The 18,929-nt window shown below is 67.9% G+C and carries 15 protein-coding genes; 6 read left to right on the top strand and 9 right to left on the bottom strand.

The genetic code is table 11. The features are described from left to right. Positions 1 to 138 precede the first annotated feature (138 nt). Positions 139 to 1,644, top strand: a complete 1,506-nt coding sequence (gene glpD / locus AC5P9F_RS04405) for a glycerol-3-phosphate dehydrogenase (RefSeq protein WP_261728198.1) — start codon at positions 139 to 141, stop codon at positions 1,642 to 1,644. A gap of 105 nt (positions 1,645 to 1,749) precedes the next feature. Then, complete coding sequence (gene glpK, locus AC5P9F_RS04400; protein WP_171968443.1) at positions 1,750 to 3,249, top strand: glycerol kinase GlpK; 1,500 nt, start codon at positions 1,750 to 1,752, stop codon at positions 3,247 to 3,249. Between the two features lie 106 nt (positions 3,250 to 3,355). On the opposite strand, the gene AC5P9F_RS04395 is transcribed toward glpK, so the two are convergent. After that, positions 3,356 to 4,150, bottom strand: coding sequence for a MetQ/NlpA family ABC transporter substrate-binding protein (locus tag AC5P9F_RS04395; protein ID WP_012481327.1), 795 nt, complete (start codon positions 4,148 to 4,150; stop codon positions 3,356 to 3,358). A gap of 26 nt (positions 4,151 to 4,176) precedes the next feature. Then, positions 4,177 to 5,148, bottom strand: a complete 972-nt coding sequence (locus tag AC5P9F_RS04390; protein ID WP_005411144.1) for a helix-turn-helix transcriptional regulator — start codon at positions 5,146 to 5,148, stop codon at positions 4,177 to 4,179. Positions 5,149 to 5,229: 81 nt separating this feature from the next. On the opposite strand from AC5P9F_RS04390, the gene AC5P9F_RS04385 reads away from it, so the two are divergent. Together AC5P9F_RS04385 and AC5P9F_RS04380 are read left to right on the top strand one after the other, a co-directional pair. Then, positions 5,230 to 5,832 (top strand): LolA-like protein, encoded by a 603-nt coding sequence (locus AC5P9F_RS04385; protein ID WP_049397489.1) that lies wholly within the window; start codon positions 5,230 to 5,232, stop codon positions 5,830 to 5,832. Positions 5,833 to 5,938: 106 nt separating this feature from the next. Next, the gene (locus AC5P9F_RS04380; protein WP_005411146.1) at positions 5,939 to 6,715 is read left to right on the top strand and encodes a DUF481 domain-containing protein; all 777 of its coding nucleotides are present in this window, start codon (positions 5,939 to 5,941) and stop codon (positions 6,713 to 6,715) included. Between the two features lie 115 nt (positions 6,716 to 6,830). On the opposite strand, the gene hemC is transcribed toward AC5P9F_RS04380, so the two are convergent. From hemC to mdoH, 5 genes are all read right to left on the bottom strand, one after another. After that, the gene (gene hemC / locus AC5P9F_RS04375; RefSeq protein ID WP_012481329.1) at positions 6,831 to 7,742 is read right to left on the bottom strand and encodes a hydroxymethylbilane synthase; all 912 of its coding nucleotides are present in this window, start codon (positions 7,740 to 7,742) and stop codon (positions 6,831 to 6,833) included. Between the two features lie 573 nt (positions 7,743 to 8,315). Next, the gene (locus AC5P9F_RS04370) at positions 8,316 to 9,047 is read right to left on the bottom strand and encodes a LytR/AlgR family response regulator transcription factor (protein WP_012481330.1); all 732 of its coding nucleotides are present in this window, start codon (positions 9,045 to 9,047) and stop codon (positions 8,316 to 8,318) included. A 10-nt stretch (positions 9,048 to 9,057) separates the two neighbouring features. Then, positions 9,058 to 10,101: a sensor histidine kinase gene (locus AC5P9F_RS04365; RefSeq protein WP_024957924.1), complete on the bottom strand. Its 1,044-nt coding sequence runs from the start codon at positions 10,099 to 10,101 to the stop codon at positions 9,058 to 9,060. A gap of 3 nt (positions 10,102 to 10,104) precedes the next feature. Next, positions 10,105 to 10,764 (bottom strand): alpha/beta hydrolase, encoded by a 660-nt coding sequence (locus tag AC5P9F_RS04360; protein WP_012481332.1) that lies wholly within the window; start codon positions 10,762 to 10,764, stop codon positions 10,105 to 10,107. Between the two features lie 50 nt (positions 10,765 to 10,814). Next, a complete protein-coding gene (mdoH, locus tag AC5P9F_RS04355; protein WP_005414555.1) occupies positions 10,815 to 12,740 on the bottom strand; it encodes a glucans biosynthesis glucosyltransferase MdoH in 1,926 nt (641 codons plus the stop codon). A gap of 495 nt (positions 12,741 to 13,235) precedes the next feature. On the opposite strand from mdoH, the gene AC5P9F_RS04350 reads away from it, so the two are divergent. Next, the gene (locus tag AC5P9F_RS04350; protein ID WP_049418129.1) at positions 13,236 to 15,281 is read left to right on the top strand and encodes a TonB-dependent receptor domain-containing protein; all 2,046 of its coding nucleotides are present in this window, start codon (positions 13,236 to 13,238) and stop codon (positions 15,279 to 15,281) included. 60 nt (positions 15,282 to 15,341) lie between these two features. Here the strand turns inward: AC5P9F_RS04350 and AC5P9F_RS04345 are convergent, their stop codons facing one another. After that, a complete protein-coding gene (locus tag AC5P9F_RS04345; RefSeq protein ID WP_005411154.1) occupies positions 15,342 to 15,515 on the bottom strand; it encodes a hypothetical protein in 174 nt (57 codons plus the stop codon). Positions 15,516 to 15,731: 216 nt separating this feature from the next. On the opposite strand from AC5P9F_RS04345, the gene AC5P9F_RS04340 reads away from it, so the two are divergent. Then, positions 15,732 to 16,118: a DUF2628 domain-containing protein gene (locus AC5P9F_RS04340; RefSeq protein WP_024957921.1), complete on the top strand. Its 387-nt coding sequence runs from the start codon at positions 15,732 to 15,734 to the stop codon at positions 16,116 to 16,118. Between the two features lie 77 nt (positions 16,119 to 16,195). Here AC5P9F_RS04340 and AC5P9F_RS04335 read toward each other — a convergent pair whose 3' ends face one another. Further along, complete coding sequence (locus AC5P9F_RS04335) at positions 16,196 to 18,727, bottom strand: methyl-accepting chemotaxis protein (RefSeq protein ID WP_043034588.1); 2,532 nt, start codon at positions 18,725 to 18,727, stop codon at positions 16,196 to 16,198. Positions 18,728 to 18,929 lie beyond the last annotated feature (202 nt).

Genomic DNA, 18,929 nt, shown 5'->3' with positions numbered 1-18,929 from the left:
CGTCGTCGTTTCCGTCACCCGCGTTCTGTAGAGTCGACTGTCAGTCGACTGCTCTTTCAAAAGTCGAGCATGGCTCGACTCTACAAAAGGCAGTCAACTGACAGTCGACTCTACGCACACACAGGACACGGAGACGCGATGGACGACGTCGACCTGCTGGTGATCGGTGGCGGCATCAACGGCGCCGGCATCGCCCGTGATGCGGCCGGCCGCGGCCTGCGGGTGCTGTTGTGCGAGCAGGATGACCTGGCCGCGCACACCTCCAGCGCCAGCAGCAAACTGATCCACGGCGGCCTGCGCTACCTTGAACAGGGCGAGTTCGGACTGGTGCGCAAGGCACTGGGTGAACGCGAAGTGGTGCGGCGGCAGGCCCCCCATCTGGTCCGTCCGTTGCGCTTCGTGCTGCCATGGGAACCCCACCTGCGACCGCGCTGGATGCTGCGCGCGGGCCTGTGGCTGTATGACCATCTCGGCCGGCGCAGCCCGAGTTTTCCCGCCTCGCGCGCACTGGACCTGCAACGCGACCCGCTCGGCCCCTGGCTCTCCCCGGCGCTGCGGCAGGCCTTCAGCTACGCCGATGCGCAGGTCGATGACGCGCGGCTGGTACTGCTCAATGCGCTGGACGCCGCCGGGCGTGGCGCACGGGTACATGTGCGCAGCCGCTGCATTGAACTGCGCCCTGTGCTGGGCCGTTGGCAGGCCACGCTGGAAGCCACCGACGGCCGGCAGCAAACGGTGATCGCCCAGGCCGTTGCCAATGCAGCCGGCCCTTGGGCAGGAGGCCTGCTGGAACGTATGCAGGCGCGCGATGGCGGCCCCGCCCTGCGCCTGGTACAGGGCAGCCACATCGTGCTGCGCCGGCCCTGGCCCGACGACAGCGCCTGCCTGCTTCAGCAGCCCGATGGCCGCGTGGTGTTCCTGCTGCCGTTCGCCCACGACCACCTGCTGGTCGGCACCACCGACACCGACTACCGCGGCGACCCGGCCCGGTGCAGCGTGCTGCCTTCGGAGGTGGCTTACCTGTGCGAGGCCGCCAACCACTACCTGCGCGAGCCGATCACCCCGCAGGACGTGGTCTGGCAGTTCGCAGGGGTACGCCCGCTACTTGCCGATCCAGATCCGCGTGCAGCGAAGCTGAGCCGTGACTACCGCCTGCAGTTGCAGTCCGGCCCGGCGCCCGCGCTGCATGTGCTGGGCGGCAAGCTGACCACGTACCGCGTGCTGGCCGAAGAAGCGCTGGACCTGCTGCGCCCCGCCCTGCCGCAGATGGGACCGGCATGGACGGCAACGGGCCACCCACTGCCGGGCAGCGACTGGGGCGACGCCACGCAGGCGTGCTCGCGCCTGCAGGCACTGGCACCGTGGCTGCCCGCAGAGATTGCGCGCCGCTGGGCCGGCGCCTACGGCAGCCGCAGCGCGGAGCTGCTGCAGGGCCTGCGGGGTATGAACGATCTTGGCGAGGACTTTGGCGGCGGCCTGCATGCGCGGGAAGTGGCTTTCCTGCGCGACCACGAATGGGCGCGTAGCGCCGAGGACGTGCTGTGGCGGCGGAGCAAGCTGGGGCTGCGGCTGGATGCGGCGCAGGTGGCGCGGCTGCAGGCGTGGATGGGGGGTCGGATCCCTTTCCCAGGGAAAGGGCTCTGACCCCCGTGTTGCCACGTGTGCCAACCAAGGTTGGCAGCTACCAGGGTGGCCGCGCGCGACGCGATCGATGCATTAGGATTTCCCCATCGCCACCGGAGACGCTGCATGACGCCCCGCTACGTGCTGGCCATCGACCAGGGCACCACCAGTTCGCGCGCGATCCTGTTCGACCGTGCTGGCGACATCGTCGGCAGTGCGCAGCGCGAGTTCGCGCAGATCTTCCCGCAACCCGGCTGGGTCGAGCATGACCCGCGCGAGATCCTCACCAGTGTCTATGCCACGCTGACCGAACTGCTCAGCCGCGAACAGATCGACCCGCGTCATATCGCCGCGCTGGGCATCACCAACCAGCGCGAGACCACCGTGGTCTGGGACCACGCCACCGGCCAGCCGATCCACAATGCCATCGTCTGGCAGTCGCGGCAGAGCCATGCCATCTGCGAGCGACTGAAGTGCGACGGGCATGAGGCACTGGTCCGCGAACGCACCGGCCTGCTGATCGACGCCTATTTTTCCGCCACCAAGGTGCGCTGGATCCTCGACCACGTGGAAGGTGCGCAGCAACGCGCCGAGCGTGGCGAGCTGCTGTTCGGCACCATCGACAGCTGGCTGGTATGGAACCTCAGTGGCGGCCAGGCGCATGTGACCGACTACAGCAACGCCGCACGCACCCTGTTGTTCAACATCCACACGCTGGACTGGGATGACGACCTCCTGGCGCTGCTGGACATACCCCGCGCGATGCTGCCGCAGGTGCGCGATTCCAGCACGGTGTATGCGCACACCCGGCCGCAGTTCTTCTTCGACCACCCGATCCCGATCGCCGGCATCGCCGGAGACCAGCAGGCGGCGCTGTTCGGCCAGGCCTGCTTCCAGCCGGGCATGGTCAAGAACACCTATGGCACCGGCTGCTTCATGCTGATGCACACCGGCACGCAGGCGGTGCGCTCGCGCAACGGCCTGCTGACGACCATTGCCTGGGGCCTGGACGGGCGCGTGGAATATGCACTCGAAGGCTCGATCTTCATCGCCGGCTCGGTGGTGCAGTGGCTGCGTGACGGCCTGCGCATGATCGAGCGTGCCAGCGACAGCCAGGCACTGGCCGCGCAGGTGCCGGACAGCGGCGGCGCGTATCTGGTGCCGGCATTCGTCGGCCTGGGCGCGCCCTACTGGCGCAGCGATGTGCGCGGCGCGATGTTCGGCCTGACCCGTGGCACCCGCAAGGCACACTTCGTGCGTGCCGCGCTGGAGGCGATGGCCTACCAGACCCGCGACGTGCTTGATGCGATGCAGTCCGATGCGGGCATCGCGCTGACCGAACTGCGCGCCGACGGTGGTGCGATCGGCAACGACTTCCTGGCCGGCTTCCAGGCCGACATCCTTGGGGTGCCACTGCTGCGGCCGCGGCTGACCGAGACCACCGCGCTGGGCGCGGCCTACCTGGCCGGTCTGGCCGTCGGGTTCTGGTCCAGCCGCGAGCAGATCGCCGCGCAATGGGGCCTGGACCGGCGCTTCGAGCCACAGATGGAAGTGGCGCGGCGCGAGAAACTCTATGCAGGCTGGCAGCAGGCCGTGGCGGCCACCCTCGCCTTCCACGTAGACTGAAGGTCGTGCCGGCCGCTGGCCGGCAACCCCATGATCCTTGGCGGCGTTTGCAGATTGCCGGCCAGCGGCCGGCACGACCGCATGGCCAGAACGCCCGCAGCGCCGGTCAGAACGCCGGCAGCACCGCGCCCTTGTACCTGGTCTCGATGAAAGCCTTCACCTGCGGGCTGGTCAGGGCCTTGGCCAGCTTCTGCACGCGGGCGTCGTCCTTGTTGTCCGGCCGCGCGACCAGGAAGTTCACGTACGGCGAGTCCTTGCTCTCGATCGCCAGTGCATCCTTGGTCGGGTTGAGGCCCGCATCCAGCGCGTAGTTGGTGTTGATCAGGGCCAGGTCGACCTGGTCCAGCACGCGCGGCAGCATCGCCGAGTCCAGCTCGCGGAACTTCAGGTTCTTCGGGTTGGCGGTGATGTCACGCAGGGTCGACAGCGCGTTGGCCGGATCCTTCAGCTCGATCACGCCGGCCTTGTGCAGCAGGATCAGCGCGCGGCTGTTGTTGCTCGGGTCGTTCGGGATCACCACGTCGGCACCGTCGCGCAGCTCGGCCAGCGACTTGACCTTGCGCGAATAGGCACCGAACGGCTCGATATGCACGCCGATCACCTTCACCAGATCGGTCTTGCGATCGCGGTTGTAGGCATCCAGGTACGGCTCGGTCTGGAAGTAGTTGGCGTCCACCTGCTTCTGCACCAGCTGGTCGTTGGGCTGCACGTAGTCGTTGAACACGCGCACGTCCAGGTCCACGCCTTCCTGCTTGAGGATCGGCTTGACCACCTCAAGGATCTCGGCATGCGGCACGGCCGTGGCGGCCACCACCAGCTTCTGCGAGGGCTCGCCGGACTTGCCGCAGGCGGTCAGGGCCAGCGCAGCGGCGAGCAGGGGCAGCAACAGGGTCTTCTTCATGGGCGGAGGAGTTCTCGGGGGGAGTGTCAGGATTTTTCGTAGTTGCTCAGGGCCAGCTCAAGCAGCGCCTTGGCCTGCTCGCGCAGCATCACCGGCTCGACGATCTCGGCATCCGAGCCGTAGTGCAGCACGTCCATCAGCAGCTCGCGGGAGACGCTGTACGGCACCTTCAGTTCATAGCGGCCATCGGCCAGGAAGCGGCCCTGCTGCTTGGAGTGCCAATGCTCGTCGGCCACCCAGCGCGCGGCCTTGGCACTGAACAGGATGGTCGCCCAGCCCTTCGGCGCACCGGAGAAGATGCCGTAGCTGGCACCCAGCTGCTCGTCCAGCTCGCTGTCGGCGACGTCACGGGCAGTGCTGTCGACCACGCGCGCCTTGTGGATGCGGTCCACGGCGAAGCTGCGCAGGGCTTCGCGGTCATGGTCCCAGGCATCCAGGTACCAGTTGTCGCGGTAATGGGTCAGGCGCTGCGGCGAGACGGTGCGCTTGGTCGGCTCGTCGGTGGAACGGGCACGGTACTCGAACGCCAGCTGGCGGCGCTCCAGCACCGCCGAGGCCACGCTGCGGAAGCTGCCTTCATCGAACTTGCGGCCGCGGTGCGGGATTACCCGCACACGATCCACCGGCCAGTTGGAGACACCGGCCTGCGCAGCCAGCAGGCTCTCGATACGCTGCTGCAGCGGCGCCAGCACCGAGGACAGCACGCCGCCGCCGGTACGCGCCAGCAGGTGCTGCGAGGCCAGCAGGGCGTGCAGCTCCTCCGAGCTGAGCCACAGGCCAGGCAGTTCGAAGCGGTCGCTCTCGTCGGCCTGGTAGCGGAAGCCGGCCTCGCCGTCGCCCTCGATCGGTGCCATCAGCGCATCGCGCAGGAAGGCCAGGTCGCGGTAGACGGTGGCACGGGAACAACCGAGCTTGTCCTGCAGGGTCGCCACCGTCACCGGATAGCGCGCGGACTTGAGCAGACGATGCAGGGCGGTGATGCGTTCGTATCGGTCCATACCCCCGATTATGTCCGAGTCGCGGGTCTTGTGTGGGACGTTTGGGCTATCGTGGTCGCCCCCACCCCCATGGAATGCCCGATGCGCCGGTTGCCCGCCCTGTCCCTGCTGGCCTGCCTGCTGCTGGCTGCCTGCGATCGCGCACCGGCGCCGGCCAGGACCGAAGCCCCCGTGCCCGCGGCCGATCCGGCCCAGGCCGTACTGGGCGCCAGCCAACGCTTTGCGGCCCTGGGCAGTTTCCATGCCGAGCTGGAGGTGCTGGGCGCACCGCAGCCGGTGCGCAGCGCCATGGACTTCGTCGCCCCCGACCGCTTCCGGGTACAGACCCCGGGCGGGTCGCAGACGATCATTGGCGACACCATGTTCCTGCAGGCCGACGGTGCGATCCGCCAGGCTCCCACCCCGCCGGGCCTGCTGGAGCAGTGGCGCAATCCCTTGCCGGCCGACGCCCTGCCTGCCGAACTGCAGGCCGAAGACCTGGGCAGCCAATCGCTGGATGGAGTCGAGACCCGTCACTACCGCCTGCGCGGCGCGCAGGCCGGCGAACGCCTGGAGTACTGGGTGGACGCCCAGGGCCTGCCACGGCAGATCGTGCGCAGCGGCAGCAGCAACGGCCGCAATTTCCAGCTGCGCCTGCGCTATTCGCGCTTCAACGACCCGGCATTGCGTATCGATTTGCCCTGAATAGGCGTCCGCGGCAACGTCTGCTGAAGCGCGCCTTGGATCGATTCTGACCGCCATCACGCTTCCAGTATCATCACCGGCTGTCAACCGCTTCGGAGAAGCCCCGATGTCCCTGCGCGTGTCCCTGCTGATCCCCCTGCTGCTGTGCGCGCCGCTCGCGTATGCACAGGATGCCTCCGAACTGGCGGCGATGTCTTCGCCGTGGAGCGGCAGTGGCGGCGAGCTCGGCTTCGCCTCGGCACGCGGCAACAGCAGCACCGAGAGCTTCAACGGCCGCCTGCGCCTGCGCTACACCGACGGCGACTGGGTGCACAGCATGGACCTGGCCGGCCTGCGTTCCAGCTCCAAGGTGACCGAGACCCGCGACGACGGCACCACTACCCGCCGCAACAACACCACCGCCAACCGCTACACCGGCAGTGCCGGCAGCGCGCTGCAGCTGGGCGAGCACCGCCAGCTGACGGCCACGGTGCGTACAGAGCGCGACGACTTCGCCACCTACGACCGCCAGAGCTCGTTCGGTCTGGGTTACGGCACCCGCCTGTGGAACACCGAGCGCTTCTCGTTCGACGCGCAGATCGGCCCCGGTGTGCGCCGCACCCACAGCACCGAGGACGACCGCACCCGCACCGGCATGATCGGCCGCGGCCTGTTCGACATGAAGTACTCGCTGACCGACAACACCGACCTGGTCAACACCCTGCTGGTCGAATCCGGTTCGTACAACACCTTCGGCCAGAACGACTTCGGCGTGTCGGTGAGCATGAACGAGCACCTGGCGCTGAAGGCCGGCTGGCAGGCGCGTTACAACAGTGACGTGGCCGAGGACAAGCGCAAGACCGATACGCTGACCACGATGAACGTGGTCTACAAGTTCAAGTAAGAAACGGGCGCCAAGGGCGCCCGTTCTTCTTCCGGTAGTGCCGGCCGCTGGCCGGCAACTGCATTCAACTGGGGCACGAGGTTGCCGGCCAGCGGCCGGCACTACCCGCGGTGGCTCAGACGTTCAGCAGTTCGCCGGCGCCATCGTCCAGCAGCAGCTTCGCCACGCGCTGGCCCAGGCCTTCCGGGTCATTGGCGGGGCCCACGGCTTCGGCGCGCACCGCACGGCCGTCGCTGGCGCTGCCAACCAGGCCCTGCAGGTGCAGGTCATCGCCCTGCCACTGCGCGATGGCCGCCACCGGCACGTGGCAGCTGCCATGCAACGCACGGTTCATCGCCCGCTCGGCTTCCACGCAGGCACGCGTGGCCGCGTCATCAAGCGGGGCGAACAACGCCATCAGACGCGCATTGCCACCATCGCACTCCACCGCCACCGCGCCCTGCGCCGGGGCCGGCAGCCACTGCGGCGGTTGCAGGCGCGCGACGATGCGCTCGCCCAGACCCAGACGCTCCAGGCCGGCCACGGCCAGCACGATGGCGTCGTAGCCACCGTTGTCGAGTTTGGCCAGCCGGGTGTTGACGTTACCGCGCAGGTCGAGCAGTTCCAGGTCCGGTCGCAGCGCGCGCAGCTGCGCCTGGCGACGCAGCGACGAGGTCCCGACCCGCGCACCGATCGGCAGCGCGTCCAGCGAGGCGTACAGGTTGGAGACGAAGCCATCGGCGGGATCGTGGCGGGTCAGCATTGCCGGCAACGCGAACGGCGGGTCCAGTTCCATCGGCACGTCCTTCAGCGAGTGCACCGCGCAGTCGGCCTCACCGCGCAGCATGGCCAGCTCCAGCTCCTTCAGGAACAGGCCCTTGCCACCGATGGCGGCCAGCGAACGGTCGAGCACTTCGTCGCCGCGGGTGCTCATCGGCACCAGTTCCACATGCAAGCCGGGATGGGCCTGGCGCAGGCGGTCGGCGACGTGTTCGCTCTGCCAGAGGGCGAGCGGGCTCTTGCGGGTGGCGATGCGGACGGTTTCCATCCGGTCATTATCGCGCCTCCGGCGCGGATACGGCCAACGGCGGAGCCCCTCGTGGCTGGAGCGAACTGCTGGATCATTGCACTAGGCCGGGCGGGGCGGGTTCGCGGGGGACGCCGTGAATCCGTCCGTGGAGGCTTGGCCGCGGCATCCATGCCGCGGACACCCCCGCGAACCCGCCCCGCCCGGCCTCTGACAGTTTCCGTGTGCATCAGCCACGGAAGATCAAAAGAAAGAATCAAAAGCCGATTGCTTCCGGGGTCAGATCCCTTTTCCGCAGGAAAAGGGATCTGACCCCTCTTTCCCCACCCGATAACAACAATGCCTTTGCCGTCCGACGCGGGAAAAACGAGAGGGTTGGGCCGGGGTGGGGTGGCGGGACCGTTGGCGCCATGGATGGCGCCATCGAGCTACAGGGATGTACTTGCAGCGTGTCCCGCCACCCCACCCCGGCCCGACCCAGTACGTAGCACCAACGAGCCGACCAACCGCCGTTGCAGTTGCCGTTGCAGTTGCAGTTGCCGTTGCTCCAGACGTTGCTCGTAAGCAGTCGCGGCCGCAGGCCGCGCGGACCACTCACAGATGCCGCAGTTCCTGCTTCAGCGTCGCCACGCAGCGGCGGCTGACTTCCAGCGGCTGCTTGCCATGCCGCAGCACCGCCTGCACTTGACCACCCGTGCCTCGACGCAGCTCCACCAGCTCGTGGCGCGCCACCAGGCAGTTGCGATGGATGCGGATGAAGCGGCTGGCGAACTCTTCCTCCAGCGACTTCAGCGACTCCTCGATCAGGTCCTCGCCGCGCGCATGGTGCACCACCACGTACTTCTCTTCCGCCTGCAGGTAGTGGATGTCGTCCAGCGGGATCAGCCGCAGGCTGCCACGCAGGCGTGCGCACAGCATGCTGCGGGCCTGCTGCCCGCCGCTGTCCTGCGGCTGGCCATCGCGGCCGGCCAGGAACGTGCGTGCACGTGCGATCGCTGCGGCAAGGCGCTCGGCGCGGACCGGCTTCATCAGGTAATCGATGGCCGCCGCCTCGAACGCCGACAGCGCATGCGCGTCATAAGCCGTGCAGAACACCACCGCCGGGCGCGGCTCGAAGCTGGCCAGGTGGCGGGCGGCTTCCAGGCCGTCCAGCCCGGGCATGGCGATATCCAGCAGGACCAGGTCCGGCTGCAGCTCCGCGCACGCATGCAGGGCCTGCTCGCCGTTCCCGGCCTCGGCCACCACGTCCACCCCGTCCTGCGCCGCCAGCAGGCTGCGCAGGCGTTCCCGCGCCAGCGGTTCGTCATCGGCGATGACTACCCTCACGGTCGTCCCCTCACTGGATCGGCACTGTCACCTGGCAGGCATAGTAGCCCTCGCTCCAGCCAGCCGTCATCCGCGCGGCGGCGCCGAAGCGCCAGGCCAGCCGATGAGCGATGCTGTGCTGGGCATGGCCGGCACCACGCGCCAGCGCCAACCCCGGCGCCTGCGGATCGGGTGCGGGATTGCGCACGCAGATCTGCAGCTCCTTGCCCTCGCGCACCAGCTGCAATTCGATGGTGCCGCCCTCGGGCAGCCGCGAAATGCCATGCAGCACTGCGTTTTCCACCAGCGGCTGCAGTACCAGCCTCGGCAGTGGCAGGTCCCACGGCAGCGGCTCATCGCGCTGCCAGCGCACCTGCAGACGCTCGCCGAGGCGCAGCGACTCTATCGACAGATAGCGCTCGGCCAGCTCGCATTCGTCACGCAGGGTGGAGTCGCCCTCGCCCGCGCCCAGGGCAGCACGGAACAGATCGGACAGATCCAGCACCGCGCGTTCGGCCACCGCCGGATCGCGATGCAGCAGGCTGGCAATCAGGTTCATGCTGTTGAACAGGAAGTGCGGCCGGATCCGCGCCTGCAGCGCGTCGGCCTGGGCACGCGCGTTGGCCTGCACCTGCGCGGCCCAGCGATCGCTCACATAGAAGTAGCGCAGGGCAAGCGCGGCGATCAGTGCCGTGGTTGCCGCACTGCCCAGGGTGAAGCGCCAGAAGCTGATGCCGCGGGCGAAGTTGTCGCCCAGTACCGCGTACAGTGCATGCACGATGCCGGCACAGACCACCGCGATCAGGGTCGCCAGCACGATCGCCGCGACAGCGCCCAGCACCGGCGGCAGCCTCGACAGAGCCTGCCGCAGGAGGCACAGGCTGGCGGTCACCGCCAGCGCCAGCCACAGCGCGAAGCCGCTGGCCGACAGCAGCTCGCCGAAGGTCCAGTGGCGGCTGCCATCGGGCGCCAGCGCCAGCACCACCACCACCAGCTGGGCCAGGCCGAGCATCGCCGCCAGCCGCGGCAGGCGGCACAGTTCCGGCATCCACGGCGATGTGCTGGCCGGGGGCATGGCTCAGGCAGCGCCCAACCGTTCCTGCAGCCAGTCACCCAGCGCCTGGATCTCTTCGGCGCAGACCTGGTGGGCCATCGGATAGCTGTGCCACTCCACCTCCAGGCCCAGCGCCTGCAGGGCCTGCGCGCTGTGTACGGCCACCGCCTGCGGAATCACCGGGTCGCTGCTGCCATGGGCCATGAACGCCGGCACCTGCACCGCACCGTCAACGCGCCTGGCGCTCTCGGCTTCCGGCAGGTAAGTGGACAGTGCGATCAGGCCGGCCAGTGGCGCGGTGCGCGACAGTGCAGCGGTGAGGATGATCGCCCCGCCCTGCGAGAAGCCGGCCAGGAAGATCTTCTCCGGCGCGACGCCGCGCTCGATCTCACGTGCGATCAGCGCGTCCAGCTGCAGCACCGACTCCTGCACGCCGGCCATGTCGGCACGCGACCGGAAGTCCATTCCGACGATGTCGTACCAGCCGCGCATCGGCACGCCGTTGTTGATCGTGATCGGCCGCACCGGTGCGTGCGGGAACACGAAGCGCAGCGCCGGCCAGTGCGGACGCACCAGTTCCGGCACGATCGGCGCGAAGTCGTGGCCGTCGGCGCCAAGCCCGTGCAGCCAGATTACCGACCACTGTGGCGAGGCGCCGGTTTCCTGTTCCACCGTTTGCAGCATGATGCGGCTCCTTCAAGTTCGAGCCGCATTATGCCGCTGGTGCAGGGCCATCAGTACAGCGGCGGTTGCTCGGCGGCTTCCCGGCGCAGCTGCGCGGCGCGCACCAGCACCGGTGGCGGAATGTTCTCTTCGGGGATGTCGAGCAGGCCGAGGCGATGCAGGAAGGCACCCGGGCCGCGCGAGGAGGTCAGCGCCACCACCGGAACGGCCAGCACCATGCCGATCACCACCGGCGCCATCCAGGCTGCCAGCGACGGCGACACCGCCCACGCCAGCACACCCATGAACGCACCAAACACACCCAGCCCGCCGTAGCCACGGATCAAGGCCATCCACGAGATGCCACCATCGTCACGCTGCTGTGCGTCCCAGCCGGAATCGCGGCCGGACAGCACTTCGGCCACGCCGCGCGACTGCACGTACATCACCACCGGTGCCATCAGTGCGGCCAGCACGGTCTCCACCAGCATCGACACGAACGCACGGATCGCACCGCCGCAACCGCGGCGGTCGACAGGGTCCAGCAGCATCGCCAGATAGCCCAGCACCTTGGGCAGCAGCAGCACCGCCATGGTGGCGGCGAACAGGCGCACCACCTGCTCCTCGTCCTGGGCCCGCCAGTACACGCTGGGTGACAGGTGCAGCAGGGCGTTGAAATCGATGCCTTCCTGGAACAGCGGGATCGCAATGCCGATCAGCATCAGCATCGCCCACATCGGCGCGGTGAAGTAATGGCCGATGCCGATCAGCATGTGAGTGCGGCTGATCCAGTGCAGGCCACGGCTGCCGACCACCTTGCCGTGCTGCAGGTTGCCCTGGCACCAGCGACGGTCGCGCACCAGCAGGTCGGTCAGGGTCGGCGGGCCTTCTTCGTAGCTGCCCCCCAGGTACGGCACCATGTGCGCGGCCCAGCCGCCACGGCGCATCAGCGCCGCTTCGACGAAATCGTGGCTGAGCACGTGGCCGCCGAACGGCTTGCGCCCCGGCAGCGCTGGCAAGCCGGCGTGGTCGGCGAAGGCACGGGTGCGGATGATGGCGTTGTGGCCCCAGTAGTTGCTCTCGGCGCCATGCCACCAGGCCACGCCACGGGCAATCACCGGGCCGTACACGCGACCGCCGAACTGCTGCATGCGTGCGAACAGGGTGCGGCCACCGATCACCGAGGGCAGGGTCTGGATCAGGCCGACATCGGCGTTGTGTTCCATGCCGGCCACCAGGCGCACGATGCTGTCGCCGGTCATCAGGCTGTCGGCGTCCAGGATCAGCATCTGCGGGTAAGCGCCACCGAAGCGGCGCACCCAGTCGGCGATGTTGCCGGCCTTGCGCCCGCTGTTGTCGCCACGGCGGCGGTAGAACAGCCGCGTCTGGCCGTCCGGCACGCGCTCGCGCAGTTCGGCGAATACCTGCTCCTCGGCGCGTGCGATGTCCTCGCGCCGGGTATCGCTGAGCACGAAGAAGTCGAAGCGTTCGAGCTGGCCGGTGGCGGCCACCGACTCGTAGATCGCCTGCAGGCCCGCCAGCAGTCGGCGCGGATCCTCGTTGTAGGTCGGCATCAGCAGCGCGGTGCGGCTGTGCACGGTCGGCAGCGGCTTGTCCGGGTCGATGCCAAGGCGATAGCCACGGTCGAACACGGCGGTCAGGAAGCCGGCCACGGCGCTGGCGAAGGACAGCGCGATCCAGGCAAACAGGCCGACGAACAGCACCAGCAGGCAGGCTTCCAGCACGCTGATGCCATTGGCCGACAGCACCCGCCACATCATGCGGGTGGCGATGGCGGTCATGGCCAGGGTGCCGCCGAAGATGTAGAACCGGCGCAGGCCGATCAGGCGTGGCGAGGTACGGTGCCGACGGACCTTCAGCTTGCCTTCGCGCAGGGTCTGTTCGGGCATCGGCAGCGGAGATTCGGCCGGCAGCAGCGCCCAGCCGGCGTCGAGCCGGGGCGCATCCGCTTCCGCGTGGATGGTTTGACCCCCCATCACCGCTTACTCCCCACGATCGGCATGGCCGGCCGTCCCGGCCGGGCTGCATGCGCGAAGGTTCCCGGCGCGCCTTCCCGGCGCCCGCACTTGTCCTGGCTGTACCGGCCCTTGGCCGCACAGTCGCTGTCTGTCACTACCGGAACCCACACGATCTCCAACGGGGCGGAATCGAAAATGCGGCCCAGTCTAGGGCGCCGGATGTAAGCCGAGTGCGAAGGTCTACGCCGGGATTTATCCCCATTCAGCAAACAGCAGGCGATGGCGGACCGCGCAGCGGAATGTCGCTTCGTGGCACCGGGTACTGGATCGTAACAAACGCGAACGGTTATCATTTCATTAACCAGGCAGGTCGCCGTCTTCCGTACGGCCGAGACCCACCCAGCTGCGCCGGCCCGAACCGTGCGCCCTACGACCCATGGAAGGGGGCCTGCCTGCTTGTCTGCGTGTGCCCGCTGCTTCCATCCGGTCCCCCCTCATTCGATGGAAGCCGTCATGTCCCAGCCGTTCCGCTCCCGTTCCGCGCGCCTGCCGCGCACCCGCCTGGCCAGTGCCCTGGCCACCGCCTGCCTGCTGGCCCTGCCCGGCGTGGCCGCTGCAGAGGCCAGCGCCGATGCCTCCACCAAGGACCTGGATACCGTGGTGGTCACCGCCTCGGGCAACCAGCAATGGATCAAGGATGCGCCGGCCAGCATCAGCGTGATCAGCCGCGAGGACATCGCGCGCCAGCCGGTGCACGACCTGGCCACCCTGCTCAGCCGCGTGCCCGGCGTGACCGGTGGCCTCAGTGCGGTTGGCGAGCAGTCCAAGATCAAGCTGCGCGGCATGCCGTCGAACTACACGCTGGTGCTGGTGGACGGCAAGCGCATGGGCAGCTCGGCCTCGACCAACTACCGGCCGGACCTGGGCCGCCAGGACCTGAACTGGATCTCGCCCGACCAGATCGAGCGCATCGAAGTGGTGCGCGGACCGATGTCGTCGCTGTATGGCTCCGACGCCATGGGCGGCGTGATCAACATCATCACCCGGCGCATCGGTGATGACTGGAGCGGCAGCGCCACCCACAGCTATACCCGCCCGGGCGACGGCAAGCGCGGCGACACCCAGCAGATCGGCGCGACGTTCTCCGGCCCGCTCGGCGAGCGCTTCGGCCTGCGCATCGGTGCCAACAGCATGCGCCGCGATTCGGATCGCTCCAATGGTGGTGTCTACGGCAACGCGTATGCAGGCGAGAAGGACCGCAATGTCGATGCGCTGCTGCAGTGGAAACTGAGCGACGCGCAGGAACTGTCGCTCGAAGCCGGCCATGGCGTGCAGCAGGCCTTCATCGACGCTTCGCTGGAAAAGCAGGATGAAGGCGCCTGGGGTGCCAGCGAACTCAAGCGCAGCTCGCTGGCGCTCAACCACGATGGCAAGTGGAGCTTCGGCAATTCGAAGATCAGTGCGTACTGGACCGAGTACAGGAACGACATCGGTGCTACCGGCCGTTCCGAAGCCACCGATACGATCATCGAGGGCAGCCTGACCACGCCGTTCACCCTCGGCGTTGAACACCAGTTCGCCGTGGGCGGCCAGTGGAAGCGCCAGGAGCTGACCAACACCGACACCATCGGCCGCGCGCCGATCGACTATGCCGGCAATGCCGTCAGCGGCTCCGATCTGGAAGTGGATACCTGGGCCCTGTTCGTCGAAGACGAAGTGAAGCTGCACCGCACCCTGGCACTGACCCTGGGCGCGCGCCTGGACCACCATGAGACGTTCGGTGGCCACGTCAGCCCGCGCGCCTACCTGGTCTGGCATCCGGCCGAGCAATGGACCATCCGCGGTGGCGTTTCCAAGGGCTTCCGCGCCCCCAGCCTGACCGAGAACTCCGCCAGCGCCGCCACCCAGTCCGGTGGCCGTGGCTGCACCTCGCTGATTCCGCTGGGCTATACCCGCGGCGGCTGCTACATGGCCGGCAACCCGGACCTGGACCCGGAAACCAGCACCAACCGCGAAATCGGCATCAGCTTCGACAACGATCTGGTCGATGCCGGCCTGACCTACTTCCACACCGACTTCAGGAACAAGATCGAGTACGCACCGCTGGGCAGGTTCAACGGCATCTGGTGGACGCGGATGAGCAACGTGCAGCGCGCACGCACCAGCGGCATGGAAGGCAGCTTCAATGTCCGCTTCGGCGAGCACTGGCGCTGGCGCACCTCGGCGACATGGATGAAGGAAGCCAGGAACCTGACCACCGGCCGCAACCTGATCGATACCCCCGAATTCTCGGGCTATTCGTCGCTGGACTGGACGCCCGACGCGGTGTTTTCCAGCAGCCTGTCGGCGCAGTACACCGGCAGGCAGGCCGGCACGGCGACGACCTTCCTCAAGGCCTACACGCTGTATGACCTGACCGCCGCCTGGAACGTCAATGAGGTACTGACCCTGCGTGGCGGCGTCAGCAACCTGGCCGACAAGAAGCTGTATGCGGAAGGCTCCACCGATTACTTCGTGGCCGGGCGCAGCTACTTCCTCAGCATGACCGCGCGGTTCTGACCAAGAGCGTCCGCCGCGATCGCGCTGGCGACGGGCCAGCGCGATCGGCGGTGTTGCGGATTACTCGCTTTCCAATGCGGCGGCGGGCGCCGCGCTCTGCGTAGCCGCCGTGCGTGCACGGTCCATCGCCACCGCCAGTTGCTGGCGTGCGAGCAGCTGTTGTGCCTGCACCACTTCAGGTGTCGGCAGGAGCACCGGTCCCGGTGCGTTTTCCGGTGTAGCAGGTGTGGTCATGCAACCTCCATGGACATCCCGCCGCCGCACGGATTCAGCTGGTGCGGCAGCGGAACTGCGCACCCTATCCTAAAAACAAGGCGGGCGGGTGACGGTGCGCGCCCCTGCCGCAGCAGCCGGAACAAGGCAGGCGTCACATTTTTGACGGTGACGCTTGGATCCTGAATAGGACTTGTCCTATCATGAAAACGTTTTCTCACAGGGATGTCTCCCCCAATGAATACCACTGACCTGTCCCAGTTCAGCCCGAAGTGGCAGTTCCGCTTCAACTTCTTCCGCCAGCACGGCGCCCCCAAGAACCCCGGCTTCAAGCAGGCCTGGAAGGCGCTGTCCTTTGGTGACCGCCTGAAGATCAACCTGAACTTCTTCGCGTTGTTCTTCGGTGCCATCTACCTGCTGATTCTTGGCATGTGGCGCAAGGCACTGGTGGTGATCGGCATCAACATCGCGCTGGCCATCATCACCATGTTCCTTCCGGACGTCGTCGGGCGCATGCTGTTCATCGCCATGAACCTGCTGGTCGCCTCCAGCACCAACTACAGCTACTACCTGGAGAAGGTGGAAGGACGTACCAGCTGGAACCCGTTTGAAGGAATGTTCTGAGCCATCAGACCTGCGCAGGATGCGCGGCAAGGATGCAACCGACGCCCGGCCCCCGCCGGGCGTCTTCGTTTCCGGGATCAGGCCGCGCGGCGGGCCATGGCCTCCGGTTCGGCCTGCAGGCGGAAGCGCGAGACCGCCACGGCCAGCTGCTCGGCCTGCTCCTCCATAGCCCGCGCCGCGGCGCTGGCTTCCTCCACCAGCGCGGCATTCTGCTGGGTGGTCTCATCCATCTGCACCACGGTCTGGTTGACCTGCTCGATGCCGGCGGACTGTTCGCGCGACGCAGCCGAGATCTCGGCCATGATCTCGTTGACGCGCCCCACCTGGCCGACGATGGCCTGCATGGTACGGCCCGCACCGTGCACCAGCTGCGCACCGGCACCGACCTGCGCCACGGATGCGTCGATCAGTTCCTTGATCTCCTTCGCTGCGCCCGCCGAGCGTTGCGCCAGCGCGCGCACTTCGCTGGCGACCACCGCGAAGCCGCGGCCCTGCTCACCGGCCCGCGCCGCTTCCACCGCCGCATTCAACGCCAGGATGTTGGTCTGGAAGGCGATGCCGTCGATCACCGAAATGATCTCGGCGATGCGCTGCGAGGAGGCCTCGATCTGCTCCATGGTCTGCACCACCTGGTTGACCACTTCCCCGCCCTCGCTGGCAACGTCAGCGGCGGATCCTGCCAGGGTATTGGCCTGCAGCGCGTGGTCGGCGTTCTGGCGCACGGTGGAGGTCAGCTCCTCCATCGAGGCGGCGGTTTCTTCGAGGTTGGCGGCCTGCTGCTCGGTACGACGCGAGAGATCGCTGTTGCCCGCAGCGATCTCACCCGCCGCCAGGCGGATGCTGGCGGCCGACTGCTGGATCTGGCCGACGATCTGGGTCAACTGCTGCACGGTGCTGTTGGCATCGTCGCGCATCACCGCGAACACGCCATGGAAATCACCGCGCATGCGTGCGCTGAGGTCGCCGGCGGCAATCGCGCGAAGCAGCGTCGAAAGCTCAGCCAGGTTGTGATCGCTGACCTGCATCATGATGTTGAGGGTCTCCACCATGCGGCGGAAATCGTGGTCGAAGCGCTGGGCATCACCGCGTACAGCGAAGTCGCCGGCCGCCGCGGCGGCGGCCAGCTGCTGGATCTGCTCGTTGATCGCGGCCAGGTTGCTCTTGGTGGTGGCCATCGCTGCGGTGAACACCGCCTTCTCGCCCGGCAGCGCTTCCATGTCCACGCTGAGGTCACCCACCGCGTAACGCTGCATCACCTCGACCAGGCGCTGGGTGACCGCATTGCTGGAAGCCACCAGCTGGTTGCTGTCGGCCACCATGCGGCCGTACTCGCCGGGGAAGGCAGTGGCGTCCATGCGGTAGCTCAGCTCGCCAGCATCGTGGCGGCGCGCCATTTCCGCCTGCGCCGCCATCACCGCCTGCAGCTGCCCGCGCATGCCCTGCATCGCGTCCAGCAGGCGGCCCACTTCATCGTTGCTGCGCGCAGGCAAGGTGCTGTCGAGCTTGCCGGCGGCGACGTCACCCGCCACCCGCACCGCTTCGGCCAACGGGCGGATCGCCAGGCGGCGCAGCAGCACATAGACGCCGGCACTCAGCGTCAGCGCGGCCACCACGCCCACCAGCAGCGTCAACCACAGCAGCTGGCGCGCCTCGGCCACGATCACCGCGTGCGGCATCACCACGCCCAGCGCGAAGCGCTGCGGGGCATTGCCCACGCGTAGCGGCACGTAGACGCGCACGTTGCCGGCTGCATCGGGCGTGAAGGCTTCGAACCGGCGGTCGGCGGCGATGTCGGCCAGCATGCTGCGGGTCAATGCGTCGGTGCGCGGCTTGCCGATCTCGGCGGCATTCGCCGAGGCCAGCACCACGCCGTTGGGCGAAAGCAGCTCGACGCGGCCTGCGCCCATCGGCGTCAGCGTCGCCAGGTGCTTCTGCAGCGCCGCCAGCGAGAAGTCGACGGTGAACACGCCGAGGAAGGTACCGTTTTCGACGATCGGCGAGCTCAACGTGCTCATCAGCACCTGCTGGCCGGCGATGTCGTAGGCATAGGGCTCGCTGACCTTGGGCAGCTTGTCGCGGCTGGGTACCACATACCAGTCGGCCGAGCCGTCGGCGGCTTCGGTGTAGTCGGTCATGGTCGACTGCTGCGGCTTGCCGTCATGCCAGGCCCAGTAGCTCATGTAGCGGCCGCTGGCATCGTGCATCGCGGTATTGGCGAACTCGGCATCCTTGCCATCGAAGGCATCGGCCTCCCACATGGTGCTCTTGCCCAGCCACTCCGGGTGGGTGCGCAGCTGCTCGCCCAGCACGGCAGCCAGGCTGGCGCGATCGGGCACGTCACCCCGCGCACGCTGGGCGAGCACGGCTTCGACCATGGCATCGTTGCTGGCAAACGCCGTGCCCAGATCGGCGGCGACCTGGCGCGCTTCAGCGTTGGCCTCGCTGGTCATGGTCTGGCGCGAGGCATCGATCAGGCTGGCACTGGCCTGGCGATAGATCAGGAACGCCGTCAGGCCGAAGCACAGCAGCGCGATGACGGCGGTGCCCAGCATCAGCTTGTGGGCGATGCTGCCCGGGCGGCGGGCAGCGGCGGAACGGGAAGAAGGCATGGAGGGGTCCGCAAGGCAGTTCAGGACGACCGGCACCGGGAGGGCACCGCGCAGGCGCGCGATCCGTCGCGCAGGCCACCGGCCGCCGGGACCCGCCCGGCGCAGGAAGCGCACCGGGTTAGCGGCCGCCTGCCAACGAGGTTGAGGCGACCGGCCTACACATTCCTGAATCCACTCAGGGACGGGACAGGGATCCGTCCCC

The sequence above is a fragment of the Stenotrophomonas sp. YJH_SMC_4 genome (assembly GCF_059371575.1).
This window is presented reverse-complemented; position numbering and strand designations above follow the sequence as displayed.

What these genes read in the sequence shown, in the direction of transcription:
- glpD (WP_261728198.1), top strand. Translation starts at nt 139, where the DNA reads ATGGACGACGTCGACCTGCTGGTGATCGGTGGCGGCATCAACGGCGCC.
- glpK (WP_171968443.1), top strand. Translation starts at nt 1,750, where the DNA reads ATGACGCCCCGCTACGTGCTGGCCATCGACCAGGGCACCACCAGTTCG.
- AC5P9F_RS04395 (WP_012481327.1), bottom strand. Translation starts at nt 4,150, where the DNA reads ATGAAGAAGACCCTGTTGCTGCCCCTGCTCGCCGCTGCGCTGGCCCTG.
- AC5P9F_RS04390 (WP_005411144.1), bottom strand. Translation starts at nt 5,148, where the DNA reads ATGGACCGATACGAACGCATCACCGCCCTGCATCGTCTGCTCAAGTCC.
- AC5P9F_RS04385 (WP_049397489.1), top strand. Translation starts at nt 5,230, where the DNA reads ATGCGCCGGTTGCCCGCCCTGTCCCTGCTGGCCTGCCTGCTGCTGGCT.
- AC5P9F_RS04380 (WP_005411146.1), top strand. Translation starts at nt 5,939, where the DNA reads ATGTCCCTGCGCGTGTCCCTGCTGATCCCCCTGCTGCTGTGCGCGCCG.
- hemC (WP_012481329.1), bottom strand. Translation starts at nt 7,742, where the DNA reads ATGGAAACCGTCCGCATCGCCACCCGCAAGAGCCCGCTCGCCCTCTGG.
- AC5P9F_RS04365 (WP_024957924.1), bottom strand. Translation starts at nt 10,101, where the DNA reads ATGCCCCCGGCCAGCACATCGCCGTGGATGCCGGAACTGTGCCGCCTG.
- AC5P9F_RS04360 (WP_012481332.1), bottom strand. Translation starts at nt 10,764, where the DNA reads ATGCTGCAAACGGTGGAACAGGAAACCGGCGCCTCGCCACAGTGGTCG.
- mdoH (WP_005414555.1), bottom strand. Translation starts at nt 12,740, where the DNA reads ATGGGGGGTCAAACCATCCACGCGGAAGCGGATGCGCCCCGGCTCGAC.
- AC5P9F_RS04350 (WP_049418129.1), top strand. Translation starts at nt 13,236, where the DNA reads ATGTCCCAGCCGTTCCGCTCCCGTTCCGCGCGCCTGCCGCGCACCCGC.
- AC5P9F_RS04345 (WP_005411154.1), bottom strand. Translation starts at nt 15,515, where the DNA reads ATGACCACACCTGCTACACCGGAAAACGCACCGGGACCGGTGCTCCTG.
- AC5P9F_RS04340 (WP_024957921.1), top strand. Translation starts at nt 15,732, where the DNA reads ATGAATACCACTGACCTGTCCCAGTTCAGCCCGAAGTGGCAGTTCCGC.
- AC5P9F_RS04335 (WP_043034588.1), bottom strand. Translation starts at nt 18,727, where the DNA reads ATGCCTTCTTCCCGTTCCGCCGCTGCCCGCCGCCCGGGCAGCATCGCC.